This window comes from Lyngbya sp. CCY1209, assembly GCF_035615495.1.
GTDB lineage: Bacteria > Cyanobacteriota > Cyanobacteriia > Cyanobacteriales > Microcoleaceae > Limnospira.
This window is the reverse complement of sequence record NZ_JAJENU010000228.1, coordinates 1-548: the sequence shown is the minus strand read 5'-3', so window position 1 is coordinate 548 and position 548 is coordinate 1. Positions and strand designations below refer to the sequence as shown.

1 protein-coding gene and 1 pseudogene are annotated in these 548 nt (G+C 57.1%); one reads left to right on the top strand and one right to left on the bottom strand.

Translation table 11 applies throughout. The features are described from left to right. A partial coding sequence (locus LKE08_RS05155) for a hypothetical protein (RefSeq protein WP_324703126.1) occupies positions 1-311 on the bottom strand: 311 nt, incomplete at its 3' end. Positions 312-325: 14 nt separating this feature from the next. Between LKE08_RS05155 and LKE08_RS05150 the strand changes: the two are divergent. Further along, positions 326-548 (top strand): annotated as a pseudogene (locus LKE08_RS05150) (hypothetical protein); the annotation flags it as partial.

Below are 548 nucleotides of genomic sequence, written 5' to 3'. Positions count from 1 at the left end.
TCTACACAAGCATTACAGACACCACGATCCATCAGATCCATCAAAATGGGTGAATAAAGTAAATTGGGGGTAGGGGTGAACCCCCCCACCACAGAAATGGATGAGCCGACACCACCGCCGCCAGCGACACGGACAGACGCGGTTTTGGGACGGTTGCCAGTTGGCAAGTCTGAGAGGGGGGCGATCGCCCGTCCGGTTATCAATGTACATTGATAGGTCAATATTGCCAGGTGGCAACCGGACGGCGTGGCGGTTCGCCCGGAGATGCCGGACAACCCGACATGGGACGCTTGACTCGTATCAATGTACAATGACAAATGTATCAATGTACAAAGATAGAGTTATGAGCAGTATGGCCAACTACAACCCCGACACCAGCGGACTAAAACAGCCGAAATGGGACCACACCCCGACCGTCCCGATCCGCGTCCCCGCAGAGTTTGCCGATGAGCTACTGGCTATAGCCCGACAGATGGATCGGGGGGAAGCGATCGAGGCGGCACCCAACAGCAACGGCAACGGGCGGCCGCAAGGTGAGCCGACGCCCG